Raw genomic sequence first — 19929 nt, 5'->3', positions numbered from 1 at the left:
TTCAGATGCTAGGGATATTGCGTCTCGATTTTGCGGCTTTCGGTGCCGGAATAGCGCTGGTCGCCCGTAGCGGAAGCATCCGCACGGTGTGGTGCCCGGTTGTCCTGGCTTTTGAATCCCTTTCGATGGGGAGAGGAATTGCCTTTTGCTTTTCTGCGGCTGGCAGATGCCAGGGCCACGGCCCCGAGGGCCAGGCCCGCAATGGCAGCCACTTTCAGCCAGGGCTGCACCAGGGGCGGCGGCACCGAGGTCACGCCGCCGCTGTCGGCCGTAGCGGGCTGCTGGGCGTAGCGGCCGGTTGAGGGCCGAGCCACGGCATCAAACCGCGCTGCAAAATCGGCTAGCTGGGTGCGCAGGGTTTCGCCGTGCATCGGAATGCCGTGGCCGGTGGCCGCGACCTCGGGCTCCATCCGCGCCAGCAGCTCAACGGAAGCGCGGGCGGCGTCCCAGTCCGGCGTAAAGTAGGCCGGCGGTCCGTGCACCTCCTGCTTCTGCGTGAAGGTATTAAGGCCGGACTCGGCAAAAACGGTGGTGAAGGCGTCGCCGGCCACCAGTATTTTGTCGTGCTCCCGGAAAAAAGAAACGTGCCCGAACGTATGCCCCGGCGTGTGCACCCAGCGCCAGCCGGGCAGGCCGGGCACGGTGCCATCGGCGGGCAGGGCCAGCACCCGCTCGCCAAAATTGTAGGGGTGCTTGGGGTAGGCGAACGACAGGTAGGACATCAGGCCGCCGCCCACGGTGGGGTCGGGCGCGGGGTAGCTGGAGCGGCCCGTGAGGTAAGGCACCTCCAGCGGATGCGCGTACACGGGCACGTCGGGCCAGGCTTCAAGCAACCCGTGCAGAGCGCCCACATGGTCGAAATGCCCGTGCGTGAGCAGAATGGCAACGGGCGGCATATTGGCCCCAAACAGCGCTTCGGCCTGCTTTTTAATCTTGTCTGCCGAGCCGGGCAGGCCCGCGTCAATCAGCACCCAGGGGCCTTGCGGCTGGTCTTGTGGGAAGGCGTAGTACAGGTTCACAAATACGTCGCGCAGCACGCTCAGGCCGGGCACTACGGCGGTGAAAGCGGGCGTGTTGGCCCGGGTGGCATCGTTGGAAAGCATAGCGGTAAGGGATAGAAGAAGTGGAAAACCGGCGCCCGCCAAGCTGGCGCAGCTCCGGTACTACGGCCGATATCGGCCCCGGGGTTGGCCCCTTTTTGCCACAGTGGCGCTTACCCCTGGCCCACGGTTCTGCTTGGACCGAACGCAAAAAGCCCACTACCGAGGCGGCAGCGGGCTTTTTGAAAAAAGTAAGGGCAAACGCTATTTTTTGGCCTGCGCCTGGTCGGCCGGGGCCATCTGGCCGCTGGCGGTTTGGGGCGAGGAGGCGCTGGCACCGGCCGGGGCCGAGTCCAGCTGCTCTTTCACGGTGCCTTTTTTGAGGGCGGCGGCCGAGCCGGTGCCCGTGGCGGGCTCCACGCGCTGCTGGTTGTTGATGCTGTCGCGGTCTACGTCTGATTTGTGCCAGCCGGGGGCGTTGGTGAAACCGTGTTTGAACTGCGGGTTTTGGCCGGGGCTCCAGCGGTAATCGCAGGACGAAAGCGAGGCCGCCAAGGCGGTGCCCAGCAACAGGGCCAGGACGGGACGAGTGGAAAGCTTCATGAAGTAGTACTTGGGATTGGTGGTGCAAAGTACGTTGATTTCGGGCGGAAGGCCAACGCAATACCGGCGGCGTCGCTACTTTCGGGTAATACTGCCCATTTCCCGCCCGCCCATGTCCGATTCTGACCCCAAGCTGCCCTCCCGCTTCCGTCGCGCCCTGGGGGCCGTGGGGCGGGCGGCCCTGCTGCCCGTGCGCGGGGCCAGCTACGTGGTACGGGCCGGCCAGGCGCACCAGCATTTTTTTCTGCCCGTGCTCAACGGCGCCCTCGGCGACCAGCTGGCGGCCCGTTTCGACCCGCGCGCCATTCAAATGAGCTTCCGGCGTGGCGGGCAGGACGTGCCCGTGGCCGCCCTGCGCCTCACCGAGCCGCACCAAAAAACCGTGGTCTACATCCACGGCCTGATGGGCGACGAGCTCATCTGGCAAACCGGTTTTCAGGATGCGCCCGGCAGCCGCCGCTACGGCCCGCGCCTGGCCGAAGAAACCCGCAGCCGCGCCCTCTACCTGCGCTTCAACTCCGGCCTGCACCTCTCCGAAAACGGCCGCGAGCTCAACCGCCTGCTCACCGAGCTGGTCGACACCTACCCCGACGCCATCGGCGAGCTGGTGCTGGTGGGCCACAGCATGGGCGGGCTCATTATCCGGTCGGCGGGCTACTATGGCAGCCAGTCAGGGGTTAAGAGTGAAGAGTTAAAAGCCACCGCACCAAAACCAGATTCACCAGATAAAAACCAACTTTTAACTTCTAACTCTCAACTCTTAACTCAACTAGCACCCTGGCTGGCCCACCTGCGTTCCATCTTCCTTATCGGCACGCCCAACGACGGCTCGTGGCTGGAACAGAACTCGCACTTTACGGCGCGGCTGCTGGAACGCATCAACCTGTTTCCCACCCGCTTTCTCAGCAAAGCCCTCAACCAGCGCAGCAACGGCATCAAGGACTTGCGCTACTCCATTCTGGTGGACGAAGACTGGCAGGATGCCCACGCCAACGACCTCACGCCGCCGCGCACGCCCGTGCCGCCGCTACCGGGCGTGCAATACCACATTCTGATGGGCTCGTGGCTGCGGGCCACCCGGCCCTCGGCCCTGCGCGAGTATTTTGGCGATGGGCTGGTGGGCCACGGCAGTGCCCGCGGCCACGCCACCTTTGGCGATGAAGCCGCCCTGCCGGCCGGCACCAGTGTGCGCACGGCCGTGTTCGGCCAGCAGCACCACGGCGGCCTGCTCACGCATCCCGAGGTTTTTCAGTACCTCAAGCAATGGGCGTGAGGCATAAATCTCCCAAAAGAGAAAAAGCCGCACCCTTCTTGAATGCGGCTTTTTAACTGGCAGTTGGAGTAGGCAATCAGGTAGTTGTGCCCGTGGTGGTGCCGCTCGTAGTACCACTGGTGGTGCCCGATGTGGTTCCAGTGGTTGTTGTGCCCGTGGTGGTCGTGCCGGTGGTCGTTGTGCCCGTGGTGGTTGTGCCGGTAGTGGTTGTACCGGTAGTCGTGCCATCCGTGGTTGTTCCCGAGGTCGAACCCGAAGTAGTGCCGGCATTTTCTGACGTTGTACAGGAACTGAAGAAGCTAAGCGACGAGCACAGCAGCACGCCAGTCAGTACCGAAATCCATTTGCTTTTCATAGGAGTAAGAAAAAGTGGGAGAATGAAAATTGCCGGAGGCCTTCTTTTATACGGAAGCAAGCAGCGCGATTTATTCGGATTTTCATCCGGATAAATACTTATTCATCAAGCACTTTTGCATCGTCCTGAGTCGACGCAGGCTCTGGCTCGCACTCGCAAAGCACCTCGCGCACCGGCTTTGCCACCCGGTAGTCAGGCAACGAAACTTCTTTCATGTACACAATCGAAAGGTGGGTGAGCGGGGCATGGGCCGGGTTTTCGTGCCAGATGCGCAGCAGGTAATTGCAGTAATAAGGCCGCATCCAAGCGTTGCTCACGAAGAGGTAGTTCTCCGAATACTTGCGCCACCGGTCGTTTTTGAACAACGACACCACCGCAGCCGGCTTGGTATGGACGATGGGTGCCCCGGCCCGGTTCAGGTCGATGTGGCGGTTGTCAGCAGTGGTGGCGTCGAAGAGGTACCAGCCATCATCCTTGAACACCACGGGCGCAAACATGCCCCAGTGCTGGTCGACCCGAAACAACAGCCCAAACCAGCGCGCCGGGGCCACCATCAGGCGGCCGGTGGGGCGTAGCACGGCCACATCATCGAGGTTCCACCAGCACACATAGGCCAGCGTCAGGGCCACGAAGGTTTCGCGCACGGCGCGCAGCACCCGCCGGCTGCCGGCCGAAGGCTCGCGGGTGCGCTCCAGGCGCAGGCGCCACGGCAGCGGCCAGGCCGGTAGCCGGGCGCGCCAGCCAGCGGCCCGGGCCACGTGCGGAGCAGCCCGGCCCGTAAGCCAGTCCAGCGCGGTGGGCGGCAGCAGCCCCAGTAGCGAAACCATGTTGATGATAAAAAACAGGCCCACGTACAGCGTGACGCTGATGCCGAGGTGAAACCCGAACAGCACGCCCACCACCATCAGCCGCCACCACTTCACTCCCACCGGCAAAAACAGCGCAAACGGCAGCAGCAGCTCCATGTAGTACGTGGCAAAGGTGAGGCCGCGCAGCAGGTCGGGGTGCGGGTAGAGCAGGCGGCCGCCGGGCAGCAGCAGCTGGTCGAGGCTAAAGGCATAGTAGAGGGCAGTGCCGGTCCGGGTCCATTCGGGGCCGTTTTTGAGCAGCGCGGTGCACCAGTACAGCAGCGCAATTTGTACCACATAAGCCACCGTGGCGGCGCTGAAATAGTCGAGCCGCGCGGGAGCTGGCCGGTCGCGCGCGTCCCAGCTCCACACCCGCCCCCAAGGCAGAAACATGCCCCAGAACAGCAACATCCGCAGCAAGTCATCGCCGCCCTGCCCGATGAGCGGGTTGCGGTTTTGCACCGATACCAGCAGCACCCACGAGGCCACCGTGGCCAGCCGCGTGTGGTAGCCCAGCAGCAGCAGCACCGCCAGCCCCGCCGCCAGCAAAAACAGCCCCGCCTGCGCCTGCCACAGCCCACTGGCCGCATGCAGCGAAAACTGATAGGCCGACCACACATGGTCGTGCAGCACTGCCAGCGGCAGCACGCCCATGTTGGCATAGTGCGCCTCCAGGTCGGTGCTGCGAATGGCCAAATCGAGCAATACCACGGCCGCCGTGGCCACGCGCAGCAGCGCCAGCGCCCGCAAATCGAGTACGAACGGCCGGCGCAGCACGCCCCAAAACCCCGTATAGTTTTCCTCCATAAAACGAAAATCCGGCAGCCGCCGGCCTGAAAAATAACAAGGCGAAAAGGCAGCCACGCATGACCCGCCTTTTCGCCCTGTGAAGTAGCCCGTGCGGGTTTACCCCCCGCATACGCTTATTCGCCGGCCAGGGCCGGCTTTCGGCGCACGGTGGCTGGCTTACTGCCCGCCGGTGGTGCTGCCGGTGGTGCCAGTAGTAGAGCCGTTGCCGCTGGTGGAGCCGCCCGTGGTGGTGCCGCTGTTCGAGTTACTGCGGCTGCCCGTAGTACCACCCGTGACCCCGCCCGCGCTCGAATTCATGCCGCCGCCCGAGCCATCGGCCGTGCCGCTGGTGGTGCCGGTGCCCATGCTGCCCGTATTTGTGCCTGACGAGTCGGTGCTCATGCTGGATTCCGTGCTGGTGCTGGTTTCGGTGCTGCTGCCGGCCGAGCTGTTGGTTTCGTCGGTGGAATTTTTGCTTTGGCAAGCGCCGAGCAGGGCCGCGCCCAGAATCAGCGCTGCAAATGAACGGTTAATCGTTTTGGTGAACATAGTGGTTGAGGGATTGATTTGCCTGATATACGCGCCTTTTCTAACTCACAACCAGCGAATAAACCCTTATTTCAAACTGGGTAAATACGGATAAAGCCCGCGCGCTGCTTCCCCGACAGCGGCTCACGCCGGGGCCAACCCCGGGCCGCGCCGCGCGTTAGCCCTTCACATACCGCCCGAACTCCCCGTCCATGCCCAACCCTGCTCCCGATATTATCCTGTTCGACGGCGTGTGCAACCTCTGCAACGGCTTTGTGCAGTTCGTCATTCGCCACGACCCGGCGGGCCGCTTCCGCTTCGCGGCCCTGCAAAGCGAGGCGGGCCGCGTGCTGCTGCTGGCTCAGGGCCTTGCGCCGGCCGCCGTCGCGGCCGAGCCGGAGTCGGTGCTGCTGCTCAGCGGCGGGCGGCTGTACTCGCATTCGGCCGCCGTGCTGCGCATTGCCGAAGGGCTGGGCGGCGGGTGGCGGCTAGCGGCGCTGGGCCGGGCGCTGCCCGCCGCCTGGCGCGATGCCGTATACCGCTTCGTGGCCCGGCACCGCTACCGCTGGTTTGGCCGGCAGCAAAGCTGCATGCTGCCGACTCCGGCCCTGAAAACACGGTTTTTGTAAGGCTACCGCCGGATGTATTGCATAAGCTTCACGCAAATACGGGCTTGGGACGACTGCTCTAAACGAGAAGCTATTTTGACTTTTTTCAACAAATAAATATTTTATATAAACTATATAATCTCATTAGCAGGTGATACAAAAAGATGTTGACTGGCACGTTCTTTCGTGTGTGGCACCGTGGCAAGAGTAGGCTTTGTGATGCAGTCACAGAATCATTTCGCTTTCTGACTTGTATTTTGCAACCCGTTACTCTTCATTTGGTGGGGGCAGCATGCAATAGTGGTTTTGCACTGTATAATTATTGCACAATGCCCGACTATGCTTGATACATATGGATTTCAGATACGGTAAGGTTTCTTTTGCGCTGGTTGTTTCGCTACTATTGGGTGCCCGGGTGGGCAGCGCCCAAAGTCCTGCTCCGCTGTGGCAGCCCGCTACGGCACCGGCCGCCCGCAGTGGCGCGGCTGCCCAAAAAAACGCCGGCAGTTGGTTTACCCTCAATGCCGCGCAGCTGGACGCCCGCCTGGCCAGTGCCCCAGCCGAAACCCGCCCCGCCGAAGCCGTAACCCTGGAACTGCCCTACCCCGATGGCACGCTGCACCGCTTTGCCCTCACCAAAGTGCCGGTGATGGCCCCGGACCTGGCGGCCCGCTATCCGCAGATTCAGACCTACGCCGGACACGGCCTGGACGAGCCCAGCGCCTCGGTGCGCCTCGAAACTTCGCCCGCCGGCCTGCACGCCCAGGTGCTGGATTCTACCAGTGCCTACAGCATTGAGGCGGCCCCTGGCATTGCCAACCGCTACCAGAGCCACCCTGATGCGCTGCCGGAGTTTGCCTGCCAGGCCTTGCCGGTGCCGGGCCGGGCACGGCGGCCCACCGGAGGTACCCCGCCCGCACCGCCCGCGCCCTATGGTAGCCAGCTGCGCGTGCTGCGCCTGGCCCTGGCCACCACCGGCGAGTTTTATCGCAACGCGGCGCTGGGCAACAACGACCTGGCCACCACCACGGCCCGCCTGGTCGCGCTGGTGAGTGCCCTGAACGCCGTGTACGAGCGCGAGCTGGCTGTACGCCTTCAGTTGATTGGCAACAACGACCTGCTCATTTACACCGACCCGGCTACCGACCCCTACACGAACAGCAGCCCCGGCACCATGATTGATGAAAGCCGCGCTTCCATCAATACCGTGATTGGCAGCGCCAACTACGACATTGGGCACGTGCTGGGCTATCTGTCCGGGGGCTACTCCGGGGTGGCCTACGTGGGCGTGACGTGCTTCGACCCTTATAAGGGAGGCGGAGCCTCCACCGGGTCCACACCCGGCCTGATGGCCACTGTTGTGACGCACGAAATGGGCCATCAGCTCGGCTCGGAGCACACGTTCAACGGCGACAAAGGCAACTGCAGCGGCGGCAACCGCAGCCCCGCGCTGGCCTTTGAGCCCGGCGCGGGCAACACCATTATGTCGTATGACTCGCGCTGCGCACCTGATAATGTAGGGTCAGGCATTCCTTATTTCCACGCCGGCAGCCTGAGCGCCATCGCGTCGAGTTTGGGCACTGCTTGCGGCACCTTCACGGCCACCGGCAACCAGCCGCCCAGCGTGAGCGTGCCGCCCAGCAACACCTACACCATTCCGCTGGGCACTCCTTTCACCCTGGCCGGCAGCGGCACCGACCCCAACGGCGATGCCCTCACCTACTCCTGGGAAGAGCTGGACCTGGGCAACGCCAGCGGCCTGGCCGGCGCGGCCACCGATGTTTCGGGCCCGCCGCTGTTCCGCAGCTTTGCGCCCGTGTCCAGCCCGGACCGCACGTTTCCAAACCTGACCTCGCTATTGGCCAACACGGCTTCGCTGGGCGAAATCCTGCCCCAGGTGGCACGTACCCTCAATTTTCGCCTCACGGCGCGCGACAACCACAGCGGCGTGGCGGGTGCCAACGTGACCCTGGCCGTGGCCTCGGCCGGGCCCTTTACTGTGACGGCCCCCAGCGCGGCCTTCTCGGCGGTAGGCGGCAGCACCTATGCCCTCACCTGGAGCGTGCTGGGCACCGACCAGGCCCCGGTGAATTGCACCAACGTGCAAGTGCTTTTCTCGACCGATGGGGGCCTGACCTTTCCCACCGTGCTGCTGGCCAGCACGCCCAACGATGGTACCCAGGCGGTGCAGCTCCCCAACGTGAACACGACCCAGGGCCGCTTCAAAATCCAGGCGCTGAACAACGTGTTTTTCGCCATCAATAATGCAAACATCACCCTAACGGCCTCCCTGCCGGTGGAGCTGACGGACTTTACGGCCGAAGCCCACGGGCCCACGGCGCGCCTGAACTGGCACACGGCTTCGGAGAAAAACAATGCCGGCTTTGCCGTCGAAGCCTCCACCGATGGCGCGGGGTTCCGCCGCCTGGGTTGGGTGGCGGGCCAGGGCAGCAGCACGATGCCCCACAGCTATCAGTTCGACGATGCAGCGCTGGCCACCTACCCCGGCCCCACGGTGTATTACCGCCTCCGCCAGCTGGACAACAACGGACCCGAAAGCCTGTCGCCGGTACGGGCGGTGGCAGTGACCACCGGCGCGCTCGCCCGGCTGCAGGTGTGGCCCAATCCGTCGGCGGGCACGGTCACGGTGGCAGGCCTCGCCCCCGGCCAGCCGGTTCAGGTGCTCGACCTGGCCGGCCGGGTGCGGCGCACGGCTACGCAGGCCGGCAACGGTACGCTGCAACTGGAACTGGCGGGCCTCGCCCCCGGCCTATACGTGGTACGTGGCAACGGCTCTGCCGTGCGCCTAATGGTAAAATAGCTAATTTCTAGCTAAAGGCTCCATTATCAGGACTACTTCGAACGTTGTGCCCGGCGGCATTCGGCCTCGTACACCCGGCGGCCCAGGTCGCGCAGGAAGGGGAAGCCGATGGTGTCGTACTCGTACTTATCGTCGTTCAGCACACCGTCGGCGTTTACGTACAGTACCGCGCTGAGCAGGAATTCCACTCCGTGGGCTTCGTCCTGGATGTAAGCGTTGTCGATAAGAAACCCGTAGGCCTGCCCGATTTTATTGAACACCCGCACACCCGGCGGCAAAGCGGCAATTCCGCCCCCGCCGAGCAGGTATTTGGCGTAGGTATCCGGAAATTGGGCCGGGGCGTAACGCGGGTGGTCACTTTCGCGCGGCAGTTGCGCCATGGCCGTGCGCAGCCGGGCATAGTCGTCGGGCGCGAGGCGCAGGCGGCGGGCGGCGGGCACAGCTTCGGGAAACAGTATAGTGCGGAGCAGCCGCTGCTGGTCGGGCAGCGCGAAGGCATTTTTCTGACTGAAATCCAGCGGACCGGCCACTTGCTGGTCGCCTTTGATGTAAGCCTGGCCGATGGCCTCGCCGCGCAGGCCCAGCCGGGGCCAGCGCCCGGCGAAGTAACCGGCCGGCTGGGCGTAGAGCAGCTGGGTGGCCGCCGTGTCGGCGAAGAAGCGGATAGGATTGGTGTGGCGGCTGCCGGGCTCCTGGTCGCCCACCGAGAGCCGGTTCACGAGGCGGGTGTGGCGCAGGCCCAGCCGGGCCAGCTCGTGGTTCAACTCTTCCGGCCCGACGAACTCATAGAGCCGGTTGAAGGCGTCGTTATCACTTACTAATAGAATTTTGCGCAGGTAATTGCCCACGGTGGGCCGGCCGCCGGCGGCGCTGGTGTCGCGTCGCACCCGCGTCTGGCCTGCGAAAGCCGAGTCCGTCAGCATAGGCGAGTCGGGGTTCAGGCCGGGATACTCGGCATTCAGGGCGCGCAGCTTTTGCAGGGCCAGGGCCACGGCGGCCAGCTTCACGGTGCTGGCCGGGTAGAAATATTGGCGAGGCCGCACGTGGTAGCGGGAGGTGCGAAAATGCGGCTGCCCCGCCGCATCGCGCCGGATGCGGGTGTAGATGATTTGCAAGCGGTAGTGGTCGGGCCGGGCCAGCACGCGGGCCAGGCCCACGGTGTCGTGGCGCAGCACTTGGCGCAGGGCATTCGGGCCAAATTGCGCCTCGGCGGGCCTGCTCAGCAGGGCCAGCGCACCCAGTAGCGCCCCGGCAAATAGGCTCCTTCGCATCAGAAATGGATTTGGGGCGCTTTCCGCAGCCAACTCTCGTCAATCGTCGCGCCCAGGCCGGGGCCGGTGGGCATCTCAATCACGCCGCCGGGGCGGTAGCGGAAGCCGCCCACCACGGGGTCGGCGGTAAACATGAGCGGGGTGTCAAAATCGCAGTGGTGGATGGCGGGGTTGCTCAGGGCCAGGTGAGCGGCGGCCGTCATGCCCAGGCGCGATTCGAGGAAGCCGCCCACTTGCAGCGTGAGGCCGGCGGCCTCAGCTAGCTTCGCTATTTTCTGAGCCCGATGAAAGCCGGACGACTTGCCCAGCTTGATATTGAGCATCTGGCAGGCCTGGAGCTGGATGAGGCGGGCGGCGTCGTGCTCGTCGCCGCAGCTCTCGTCGGCCATTATCGGAATGGGCGAAGCGGCCCGCACCCGGCTCAGCTCCATGAAATGCTGGCGCAGGATGGGCTCTTCGCAGTGCTCGATGTTGAATTCGGCCAGGGCTTGCAACACGGTAATGGCACGGTCGGCCGTTTGCCAGCCCTGGTTGGCATCGATGCGCAGCGGGTGCGTGGGGCCGATGCCGGCCCGGATGGCCCGGATGCGCTCCACGTCTTCTTCCAGCCCGCCCCCCAGCTTCACTTTGATGGCCGGAAAGCCCTCCCGCTGAAACTGCTCGGCATCGGCCCGCATTTTCTCGGCCGGGCCGAGGCTTACGGTCATGTCGGTGGTGAGGACTTTGTCGTTTTTGCCGCCCAAGAATTCGTAGAGCGGCAGGCCGGCATGCTGCGCTGCAATGTCGTGCAGGGCAATGTCGAAGGCGCTTTTGATGCTGCTGTTGCCGTAGATGATGCGGTCCAGCTCGGCCAGGCAGCCCGGTAGGTCCAGCGCGTCGCGGCCCTTCAGAGCCGGGGCAAAATACTGGCCCACAATGAAGCCGGTGTCTATGCTCTCGCCGTTGATGGTGAGGAAGGGGCTGCTCTCGCCGTAGCCGACGAGGCCATCGGCCGTGCGCAGCACCACCACGAGGTTTTCCACCGCCAGCAGCGGGCCGAGGGAAATGACGAACGGCTCGCGCAGCGGCACAAGCAGCTTGTAGATACTGATGGCTTGGATGGTGGTGCCGGGCATGAATTCAGTGGGTTAGGCTACGAATAACGGCGCTTGGTCGAGATAAACCAACGCGGAGGCCCCGGGCGGTGGGCTGCTGGCCTGCCTGGTCCTTCTTTTGCAGTGCGGAACCGCGTCATGATGAGCGTAAAGACGCAGGTATGCGTCTCTACCCCGACCGGCTTTTGCGACGGGCTCACACGACCAATTAAATAAATTCTCCTCCGATAATGAATGTATTTCAGCGCCGCATCGCCGGCCTTTCGCTGGTGCTGGCCACCCTCAGCACTCCCGCTTTTCTGCCCCATCGCACCAGCAAGCTTTATGTATCCGACTACGAGAACGTGCTGGGCACCTCCTTCGAAATGAAAGTGGCCGCCGACGCGGCCCAGCCCGCTGCCCGCGCCGAAACCGCCGCCCTGCACGAAGTCGACCGCCTGAATAAAATCCTCAGCGGCTACGACGCCAGCAGCGAGTTCAGCCGTTGGCTGCGGGCCGGGCAAAAGCCGGTGGCCGTATCAACTGAGCTGTACGAAGTGCTGGCCTTATTTGAGCAGTGGCGAGTGAAAAGCGACGGCGCGCTCGATGCGTCGGCCGAAACTGTGGGCCAGCTCTGGCGCTCAGCCGCGAAGCAGAACCGCCAGCCTTCGGAAGCGGAAATTGCTGCCGCTGTGGCCGCCGTGCACCAGCAACACTATATCCTGAACGCGAAAAACCACACTGCCCAGCGCCTCAGCAGCGCGCCATTGGTGCTGAATTCCTTCGCCAAAAGCTACATTATGAACAAGGCCGCCGACGCGGCGCTGGCGACGCCGGGCGTGAATGGCGTGGTGCTCAACATCGGCGGCGACATCCTGGTGCGGGGCGAGCACTCCGAGCAAATCAACGTGAGCAACCCACGGGCCGATGCCGAAAACGACCTCCCGGTGGCGCAATTGCAGATGAGCGACAAAACCATTGCCACCAGCGGCGACTACCGCCGCGGCGAGCTCATCGGCGGCCATTGGTACTCGCACATCATCGACCCGCGCACGGGCCGCCCGGCTAGCGAGGTCATCAGCGCCACGGTGGTGGCCGATAAGGCCACCGATGCCGGCGCGCTGGCTACGTCCCTCAACGTGCTGCCGCCCACCGAAGGCCAGGCCCTGGTGGCCGCCGTGCCCGGAGCCGAATTCATGCTCCTCACCGCCGACGGCCAGCGGCTGGAAAGCGCCGGCTGGAAAAAACTGGAGCGCACCGCCGCCCCGGCCGTGACCAAAGCGCCGGCCATGCCTACCAAAGACAAACCCTGGGACCCCAGCTACGAAGTGGCCCTCAGCCTGGAGCTGGCCACGCCCACAGGCGGCGGGCGCGTGCACCGGCCCTTCGTGGCCGTGTGGGTGGTGGATAGCAAGAAGAAGCCCGTGCGGCAGATTGCGCTGTGGTACAACAAGCCCCGCTGGCTGCACGACATGAGCGCCTGGTACGCCGCGTACAACGACCAGTTTGCGGCCGGCAATAACAACATCAGCTCCACCACCAGCGCCACCCGCCCGGCGGGCAAGTACACCCTGAAATGGGACGGCAAGGACGACCAGGGCAACCCCGTGCCCCAGGGCACCTACACGCTGATGGTGGAAGTGGCCCGCGAGCACGGCACCCACCAGCTCATGAAGCAGGAAATCAACAGCAAGAAGCCGCAGCATTTCGACCTGCCCGCCAACGAGGAAGTAGCCTCGGCCGCCGTGGACTACCGCAAGAAAACCGATGGCCAGTAACCCTACCGGGCACGGCCCTACCGGGTACGACTCCACGCCCATCCCCCGGCAGCCCTTCGGCGCGGCGCCCACCAGCAAGCCCACCAGCAAGCCGAAATCAGTAGCGAAGAAACGCACGGCCGCGTGGTCGCGCTGGCTTCACGTCTATCTATCAATGCTGAGCTTTCTGGTGGTGCTGTTTTTCTCGGTTACGGGCATCACCCTGAACCACGCTGACTGGTTCGACGGGCAGCAGGCCGAAACCAAGCGCACCGGCACCCTGCCCGCCGCCTGGGTGAACGTGCCCGATACCGCCCGCATCAAAAAACTGGAAATTGTGGAGCTGCTGCGCAGCAAATACGCCCTGCGCGGGGCCGTGAGCGAATTCCGGATGGAGGACGAGCAGTGCGCCGTCTCCTTCAAAGGCCCCGGCTACAGCGCCGACGCCTTCATCAACCGCAAGGATGGCACCTTCGAGCTAACGGAATTGCGGCAGGGACTGGTGGCCGTGCTCAACGACCTGCACAAGGGCCGCGACAGCGGCACCGGGTGGAGCTGGGTCATCGACCTCTCGGCCGGCTTCCTCACCCTGGTGTCGCTCAGCGGGCTGGTGATGCTGTTTTTCCTGAAGAACAAGCGGGTGCGCGGCCTGCTGGTGGCCGTGGTGGGCGGGGCGCTGTGCTACCTGGCCTACGCGCTGCTGGTACCGTAGGGCTGGCCCGCAGCGCAAAGACGTAGGTAAACAGCACATTATCGCAAATTTGTAGTTTGCGATAATGTGCGTTATGCTGGCCGCACACCGGTAGCTCCGGCTCGCCGGAAAAGCAGCGCCGCTCCCACCCACAGTACCACGAACATGCCCGTCACGCCCAGTACCTGTGCGGTGTTCCAAGCTTCGTCGGCCGTGGTAGACCAGGGCCGCCAGATGAGCAGGGCCAGCAGCGGCACCGCCACTTGCGCGAGTGCCGCCGCCACCATCGCGCGGGCCATGCCCAGCGGCCGGAAACGCGCCAGCAGCGCCCCAACGGCGGCCACGCCCAGCACCCCGGCGTAGAGCAAATTGGCCGGGTTGTTTTCGCTGCCGATAAGCCCCACGGCCCCGTTCACCCAAATGAGCAGAAAGCCCGCTGCAAGTGCCAGGCCGATGCCGAAGCGGTAGGCAGGGCCGTTGGCCTGGCTGGCAATGAGTTGGTAGGCCAGCCCGGTGCCAAACACCAGGCCGCCGGCAAACACGAAATCAGACAATGTCCAGTTCACTTCTTTGGTGAACTGCATGGCCACTAGCGGAATCAGCAGCAGGAAGGCGGTGACCAGCGCCAGGCGCGTGAGGTTTTTGAGGGGCAGTGTCATGGGATGAATGGGAAATACATTGAACCGAATCGGCCCGGGCCAGCGGCCGATGGCCGGGAACAGTACAAAGGAATTTAATTCACTTTGTATTTCAAAGTAATTTCAAATTAAATCTTGTTGAAGCGCCCTGACAGCTCGGTAGAGCTGCTTCCTCCATCGGCAAGGCCCTCTACGCCACCACCGAAGCCCGCAAGTACGACGACTATGTGGTGACCGACACGCCCGCCCCGCCTGCCGATACGGTGCCGCCCCAGGGGTAATTTTCAGGTTGACTGGAATGAAACAGGGCACCCCATGGAGTGCCCTGTTTCGGTTTGTGTTTATTTGTCTTAGCATCCGCAGTTGGCACACAAATCAAGGATTTACACCTTTAATCCCTCATGCAAACAATTCGTCTTCTGCTGTATTTAGTTCTTGCTTTTAGTTGCTCGTCTTGCTTGGCTGATGTATTAGCACGCAAAACAACTATTCACGACGGGTATTATGTAACCGCCGATGGAGGTATGCCTTACGAAACACTTTACTACAAAACCCCAAAAGGTGATATAGTAGAACGGTTTCCAGAAGTATCAAAAGTTGGCTACGCGTCAGGCTATATTTTTATTGAAGCCAAAGCGGGATATTATTGGTTTGCTGTAAAAGAAGACAACGGATGGAATTCACAGGACCCTGATTTTGCTTTCCTGATTAATGGTCCATTGACGGCTACAGAATATCAACAACTAGTAAATCGACTAAAGATTGGCGAGGTAGACTTTCAATATTCCTCATATTAAAAAAGTAATTAATTATTTTATGAAAAGGGCGCTTTACTAAGCGCCCTTTTCTGTTTCAGATTCTCAAGAAACCTAAGCAGCAGGAGTAGTTGAAGCAACTTCCTCCTTCCCCACCCCGCTCGGCACCACATTCACGCGTATCTCGCCAAACCCAACGGGTACCACCACGCCCGGCAGCACCAACCCCGTTTCCAGCGCTTCTTCCGTTACTTCAGCAGCTTGCCCGTCGGCAGTTACTTCAACGGCGCCGGCCAGGCCGTGCAGCACCACGCGGTAGGTGGCGTAGCTGGGCACGTAGTCGCCTTCGATGGTTTGGGTGAGGACGAGGCCCTCGGCCGAGCCGGTGACGGTGAAGCGGCGCACGGTTTTGTGGCCTTCTAGGTAGGCGTAGCCTTCGCCACCGTCGTCGTAGAGTACGCTCTCGGCGGTGCCGTTTTTGTAGTACACGTGCAGGGTGAGCTGCTCGACGGGGGTTTCGCCCACGTACTGCATCACCGGCTGCATGGGCACCACGGCCCCGGCTTTGATGAACAGGGGAATGCGGGTGAGGTCGGCGGCGGCCCAGACTTCGCTGCCGCCTGCCTGGGGCGTGTCGGTCCAGTAGTAGAACCAATCGCCGCGGGGCAGGTACATCCAGCGGCCGTCGGCGCCGGGCTGGGTGATGGGGCACACCAGCAGGTTGTCGCCGAGGCCGAATTCGGCCATGCGCAGGTAGGTTTCGGTGTCGTTCTGGTCGAGGAAGGTGAGCGGGCGCAGCATGGGCGTGCCCTTGGTGGCGTACTGCCAGAAGGCGGTGTACATGTAGGGCAGCAGGCGGTAGCGCAGCTCGATGAAGTGGCGGGCTAGGTCGGTCACGGTATCGCCGAAGCTCCAAGGCTCCTGGTCGCCGTGGTCGCCGGAGCTATGGGTGCGGAAGAACGGGTGGAAGGCCCCCAGCGCAATCCAGCGAGCATACAGCTCACCGGTGGGCGTGTCCACGAAGCCGCCGATGTCGGAGCCGATGAAGCTGAAGCCCGAGATGCTCAGGCGCTGGCACTGGATGTTGGCCAGCCAGAGGTGCTCCCAGCTGGCGATGTTGTCGCCGGTCCAGCCCGAGGAGTAGCGCTGGCCGCCGCTGTAGGTGCTGCGCGTGATGGTGAAGGGCCGGTTGGGGTAGCTGAAGCGCTTCACGCCGTCGTTGGTGGCGCGGGCCATTTGCATGCCGTAGATGTTGTGGGCCTTCTGGTGCGAGGCCCAGTGGCCGTCGTACTCGAAGCGCACATCGGGCGGGAAGGTGCCCTTCTCGAACACGGCGGGCTCGTTCATATCGTTCCACACGCCCTTCACGCCGATGTCCTGAATGAGTTCTTTGAACAGCCCGGCCCACCACTCGCGCACGCGCGGCGCGGTGAAATCGGGGAAGTTGCAGAGGCCGGGCCAGACGGAGCCCTTCATCAGCGGGCCATCGGCGCGGCGGCAGAAGTAGTCGTTGGCCACGCCTTCTTTATAGACCGAATATTCGGGGTCAATCTTGATGCCGGGGTCGATGATGACGATGGTTTTGAAGCCGTCGGCGGCCAGCTCCTGCACCATGCGCTTGGGCTCGGGGAAATGCGACTTGCTCCAGGTGAAGCAGCGGTAGCCCTCCATGTAGTCGATGTCGAGGTAGAGCGCATCGCAGGGAATCTTGCGGCTGCGCAGCCCGTCGGTGATTTCCTTCACGTTGGCCTCGGGGTAGTAGCTCCACTTGCACTGGTGGTAGCCCAGCGTCCAGAGCGGCGGCAGCTCGGGAGGGCAAGTGAGCAGGGTGTATTCCGCGGTCACCTCCATCAGCGTGGGGCCATAGATGAAGTAGTAGTTCAGCTCGCCGCCCTGGGCCCAGAAGCTGGTCACGTCGGCGCGCTCGGCGGCGAAGTCGAAGCTGGCCTTGAAGGTATTGTCGAAGAAAATGCCGTGGGCAATTTTCTGGTGCAGCACGTGGTAGAACGGGATGTTCTTGTAGAGCGGGTCGGAGCCCTTCACGTAGCCGTAGGTATCGGAGCCCCAGTTGGTGAAGCGCTTGCCGCGCAGGTTCATGTTGTCGGGCTTGTCGCCGAGGCCGTAGTAGTGCACGCCGGGCGGCACCTGCTTGCTCATCTTCACGATGTCGTTGCCGGTGTCGTAGTCGTACTCCCAATGGAAGCCCTTTTCATCATCGCTCAGGATGGTGCCGGAGCGGTCGAGCACCCGCACTTTCAGGTTTTCCTTCTGAATAATGCAGATAAGGCGCGCCGTGGTGAGGCGGTAGTGGTCGGGCTTTTCGCGGAACTCCACCAGGGCCGGGGCCAGGCGGGTGGCGGCATCGGCGGGCACGGCGTAGGAGAAGTCGGGCGAGAGCGGGCCGTCGGTGAGGTAGCGGAAACGCAGGATTTTGTCGGAGAGCACATGCAGCAGCAGGCGCACGCCGTTCTGGCAATTGAAGAGAAAGCGGTGGCCATCGAGCTCGTCGACGCGGATAATTTCGCCGGGATAATGCTCCTGGTGGCTTTTGGCCGCCAGGTCGTTCACCATGTAATTATTTTCCTGAATGAAATTCATAAGTCGTTTTTAGGCAAAGGGCAAAGGCCGGGCGGCGTAGCAGACTACCCCGTTGAGCCGGGCCGGTGGGCGGCGGATGAAGTTCGCAAGATACTTTTTTCTGAATCGGCTAAACGAGTTTTTTCGGTAAATGCGGCCCCGTTGCCGTAGCATTGGGGGTTGATTCACGGCCGAGCTTCATCCGCAGGCTTTGGCTGATTGAATTTCCCGCCCCGCTGTGCCCATGACTCCGCCCGAATTTTCCGTCCTGCTCCTGGCCTGGGACGATGCCGACCCCACCGTGGCCGTGCTCGGCGGGGCGGCCCTGCCCCCCACCCTGCCGCTGGTGTACCAGCTTGCCGCGCAGCAGCCCGTGCTGGCGGTTTATCCGCACCTGCCGGCAAGTGAGGGCACGGAAGAAAGAGCGGCCGACAGTTCGCCTTCGCCGGACACTTCGGTAGCGCTGGCCACTGCTGCTACCAAAAAAACGGCCGTCGCGGCTAACTCCGCGGCTGTTACGACGGCTTCGGAAGCTCCGGCAGATGCGTTGGCAACGGTGATGGACGGGCCAGGCGTGCAGGTGTTTCCAGCGTTGCCGTTGAGGAAGAAAATGGCCGTACCGGCCTTGCAATCGCGCATTATCGGGCTGGCCGAGCTGGAACCGGCTGATACGCCAGCGCCGACTGTGTCGCCTGCTTCGTCGGCGCCCGCCTCGCCGGCTCCGACGAACTTCTTGGCTACTCCGCTCCCTCCGCCGCCCCCGGCTCCCGGCCGCAGCCAGTGGCCGACGGGCATTCATGCGCCCGACCTAGCCGGCCAGTGGCAGGCACCGGCCGCGCCGTATCTGGGGGCGGGCTCGGGTGGCTTTTTCCCGCCGCCTCCCCCGGCCCCACCCCGGCCGCTGGCACTAGCGAAAAGTGCAGGTGCGGAGCAAACGACGGCATTACCCCGTTCCAAGCAGCTAAATGACACTGCTTCTGCCCCCCCTGCCATTTCAGCTTCCACTCTCAAGCCCCGGCACAACCCGCAGGCCGGCGACCTGAATTTCGACCCCGACCCGGAACTGCCGGCCGTGCAGCACCCCGCTGTTTTTCAGGAAACCACGGAAGAAATTGGAGCAGGGGAAGCCGCCGATATTTCGGCTCCCGAAGACGATGTCGTGCCCCACACGCCAGCGGCTGATGCGGAAGTGCCGGAAGTGGTAGCCCCCGCTCCCGCCCCTATCCCGGCCGAATCCGCCGCGCCCACTATCCTCAAGCCCCGGCCCGACGGCCTGAATTTTCGCATGATTCAGTATGCCCGGCAGGCCGCGCAGCTGGTGCGGGGCCGCGCCGCCGATTTTGGGGTGATTTACGCCCCTAATTGGCCGGCCTGGCTGGCGGCGCTGGAAATCCGGAATAGCTCGGGCCGACCGCTGGTGCTCTACCTCGCCGGCCTAGCCACCGACCTGGCCAACCCCGCCGAGCACGGCTACCAGCTCGAAATGGAGCGAATGGCCATGCGCCGCGCCCGCCTCATCCTGGTGCCCGATGATGCCCTGCGCCGCCGCCTGCTGGCTCTGTATGAGGACGCTGCTGGCAAAGTGCGCGTGGTGGCGGCCGACGACGAGGCCGCCGTGCAGCACGCATTGGGCGAAGTGGCTTTGGGCTAAGCCTGCCCCGGTGGCTTCATCGGGGAATGGTTTACTTTGTTGAAACAAGCCTTTTTCAACCCCAAAACTCCGCCCCGTATGCAGCCCGAACACGAATTTGAAGCAGTTTTAGAAGCGGGCTACGGCGATGCGGGCGTATTCGTCGTGATACCGTTTTCGGTAGCGGAGGTGTATGGCAAGCGCGGCCAGCTGCCGGTACACGTCACCTTCGACGGCTACCCCTACCAAGGCAGCGCCGTACCCCTCGGCGACGGCCACCACGCCCTGCTCATCCTCAAGCAAATCCGCAAGGCTCTCGACAAAACCATCGGCGACACCGTGCGCGTGACCATGCGCCACGACACGGCCGTGCGCAAAATGGAAGCCCCCGCCGACCTTTCCGAGCAGCTGGCCACCAACCCCAAAGCCGCTGCCTACTTTGACAAGCTGGCCTACACCCACCAGCGCGAGTTCGTGCGCTGGCTGGAAGGCGCCAAACGCCCCGAAACCCGCGCCAAACGCCTAGCCGAAACCCTGGAACTGTTGGGCCAGGGCCGCAAGCGGCCGTAAACTCATGCGATGAAACCTCACCCCTGGCCCCTCTCCCGCGGAGAGGGGCCAGGGGTGAGGTGCCCCACAAGCGCACGTAGCATACATTTTATTCTCATCGTC

The 19929-nt window shown here is 63.3% G+C and carries 17 protein-coding genes; 8 read left to right on the top strand and 9 right to left on the bottom strand.

Annotated elements, in window-relative coordinates; translation table 11 throughout:
* Positions 1-8: 8 nt before the first annotated feature.
* Together I7X13_RS10535 and I7X13_RS10530 are read right to left on the bottom strand one after the other, a co-directional pair.
* A complete protein-coding gene (locus tag I7X13_RS10535; RefSeq protein ID WP_198075442.1) occupies positions 9-1103 on the bottom strand; it encodes an MBL fold metallo-hydrolase in 1095 nt (364 codons plus the stop codon).
* 201 nt (positions 1104-1304) lie between these two features.
* The gene (locus tag I7X13_RS10530) at positions 1305-1643 is read right to left on the bottom strand and encodes a hypothetical protein (RefSeq protein WP_198075441.1); all 339 of its coding nucleotides are present in this window, start codon (positions 1641-1643) and stop codon (positions 1305-1307) included.
* Positions 1644-1755: 112 nt separating this feature from the next.
* Here I7X13_RS10530 and I7X13_RS10525 point away from each other — a divergent pair, with 112 nt between their 5' ends.
* The gene (locus I7X13_RS10525; protein ID WP_198075440.1) at positions 1756-2916 is read left to right on the top strand and encodes an esterase/lipase family protein; all 1161 of its coding nucleotides are present in this window, start codon (positions 1756-1758) and stop codon (positions 2914-2916) included.
* Between the two features lie 76 nt (positions 2917-2992).
* Here the strand turns inward: I7X13_RS10525 and I7X13_RS10520 are convergent, their stop codons facing one another.
* The 3 genes from I7X13_RS10520 to I7X13_RS10510 all read right to left on the bottom strand — a co-directional run bounded on the left by I7X13_RS10520 (position 2993) and on the right by I7X13_RS10510 (position 5457).
* Positions 2993-3271 (bottom strand): hypothetical protein, encoded by a 279-nt coding sequence (locus I7X13_RS10520; protein ID WP_198075439.1) that lies wholly within the window; start codon positions 3269-3271, stop codon positions 2993-2995.
* Positions 3272-3369: 98 nt separating this feature from the next.
* On the bottom strand, positions 3370-4926 hold the full coding sequence (locus I7X13_RS10515) for an HTTM domain-containing protein (RefSeq protein WP_198075438.1): 1557 nt from the start codon (positions 4924-4926) through the stop codon (positions 3370-3372).
* A gap of 159 nt (positions 4927-5085) precedes the next feature.
* The gene (locus I7X13_RS10510) at positions 5086-5457 is read right to left on the bottom strand and encodes a hypothetical protein (protein WP_198075437.1); all 372 of its coding nucleotides are present in this window, start codon (positions 5455-5457) and stop codon (positions 5086-5088) included.
* 191 nt (positions 5458-5648) lie between these two features.
* On the opposite strand from I7X13_RS10510, the gene I7X13_RS10505 reads away from it, so the two are divergent.
* A complete protein-coding gene (locus I7X13_RS10505) occupies positions 5649-6065 on the top strand; it encodes a thiol-disulfide oxidoreductase DCC family protein (protein ID WP_198075436.1) in 417 nt (138 codons plus the stop codon).
* A 331-nt stretch (positions 6066-6396) separates the two neighbouring features.
* On the top strand, positions 6397-8865 hold the full coding sequence (locus I7X13_RS10500; RefSeq protein ID WP_198075435.1) for a reprolysin-like metallopeptidase: 2469 nt from the start codon (positions 6397-6399) through the stop codon (positions 8863-8865).
* Between the two features lie 32 nt (positions 8866-8897).
* Here the strand turns inward: I7X13_RS10500 and I7X13_RS10495 are convergent, their stop codons facing one another.
* Together I7X13_RS10495 and I7X13_RS10490 are read right to left on the bottom strand one after the other, a co-directional pair.
* Entirely contained in the window at positions 8898-10136 is a 1239-nt protein-coding gene (locus I7X13_RS10495; RefSeq protein WP_198075434.1) for a serine hydrolase, read from the bottom strand.
* Positions 10136-11251: a mandelate racemase/muconate lactonizing enzyme family protein gene (locus I7X13_RS10490; RefSeq protein WP_198075433.1), complete on the bottom strand. Its 1116-nt coding sequence runs from the start codon at positions 11249-11251 to the stop codon at positions 10136-10138. Before I7X13_RS10490 ends, I7X13_RS10495 begins: the two co-directional genes overlap by 1 nt.
* A 209-nt stretch (positions 11252-11460) precedes the next feature.
* On the opposite strand from I7X13_RS10490, the gene I7X13_RS10485 reads away from it, so the two are divergent.
* Together I7X13_RS10485 and I7X13_RS10480 are read left to right on the top strand one after the other, a co-directional pair.
* Positions 11461-12987, top strand: a complete 1527-nt coding sequence (locus I7X13_RS10485; protein ID WP_198075432.1) for a DUF2271 domain-containing protein — start codon at positions 11461-11463, stop codon at positions 12985-12987.
* Positions 12977-13678: a PepSY-associated TM helix domain-containing protein gene (locus I7X13_RS10480; RefSeq protein ID WP_198075431.1), complete on the top strand. Its 702-nt coding sequence runs from the start codon at positions 12977-12979 to the stop codon at positions 13676-13678. The genes I7X13_RS10485 and I7X13_RS10480 overlap by 11 nt, the downstream gene beginning before the upstream one ends.
* Before the next feature lie 71 nt (positions 13679-13749).
* Here the strand turns inward: I7X13_RS10480 and I7X13_RS10475 are convergent, their stop codons facing one another.
* A complete protein-coding gene (locus I7X13_RS10475) occupies positions 13750-14316 on the bottom strand; it encodes a hypothetical protein (RefSeq protein WP_198075430.1) in 567 nt (188 codons plus the stop codon).
* 380 nt (positions 14317-14696) lie between these two features.
* Here I7X13_RS10475 and I7X13_RS10470 point away from each other — a divergent pair, with 380 nt between their 5' ends.
* Complete coding sequence (locus I7X13_RS10470; protein WP_198075429.1) at positions 14697-15092, top strand: hypothetical protein; 396 nt, start codon at positions 14697-14699, stop codon at positions 15090-15092.
* A gap of 72 nt (positions 15093-15164) precedes the next feature.
* Here I7X13_RS10470 and I7X13_RS10465 read toward each other — a convergent pair whose 3' ends face one another.
* A complete protein-coding gene (locus I7X13_RS10465) occupies positions 15165-17648 on the bottom strand; it encodes a glycoside hydrolase family 31 protein (RefSeq protein ID WP_198075428.1) in 2484 nt (827 codons plus the stop codon).
* A 223-nt stretch (positions 17649-17871) separates the two neighbouring features.
* Here I7X13_RS10465 and I7X13_RS10460 point away from each other — a divergent pair, with 223 nt between their 5' ends.
* Both I7X13_RS10460 and I7X13_RS10455 read left to right on the top strand, forming a co-directional pair.
* Positions 17872-19278, top strand: a complete 1407-nt coding sequence (locus I7X13_RS10460; RefSeq protein ID WP_198075427.1) for a glycosyltransferase family 4 protein — start codon at positions 17872-17874, stop codon at positions 19276-19278.
* Between the two features lie 78 nt (positions 19279-19356).
* The gene (locus I7X13_RS10455) at positions 19357-19827 is read left to right on the top strand and encodes a YdeI/OmpD-associated family protein (RefSeq protein ID WP_198075426.1); all 471 of its coding nucleotides are present in this window, start codon (positions 19357-19359) and stop codon (positions 19825-19827) included.
* Positions 19828-19929 lie beyond the last annotated feature (102 nt).

The sequence above is a fragment of the Hymenobacter negativus genome (assembly GCF_016056375.1).
In the GTDB taxonomy this organism is placed as follows: Bacteria; Bacteroidota; Bacteroidia; order Cytophagales; family Hymenobacteraceae; genus Hymenobacter; species Hymenobacter negativus_A.
The sequence above is the reverse complement of the archived record's forward strand: the minus strand, read 5'-3'. Positions and strand labels throughout refer to the sequence as shown.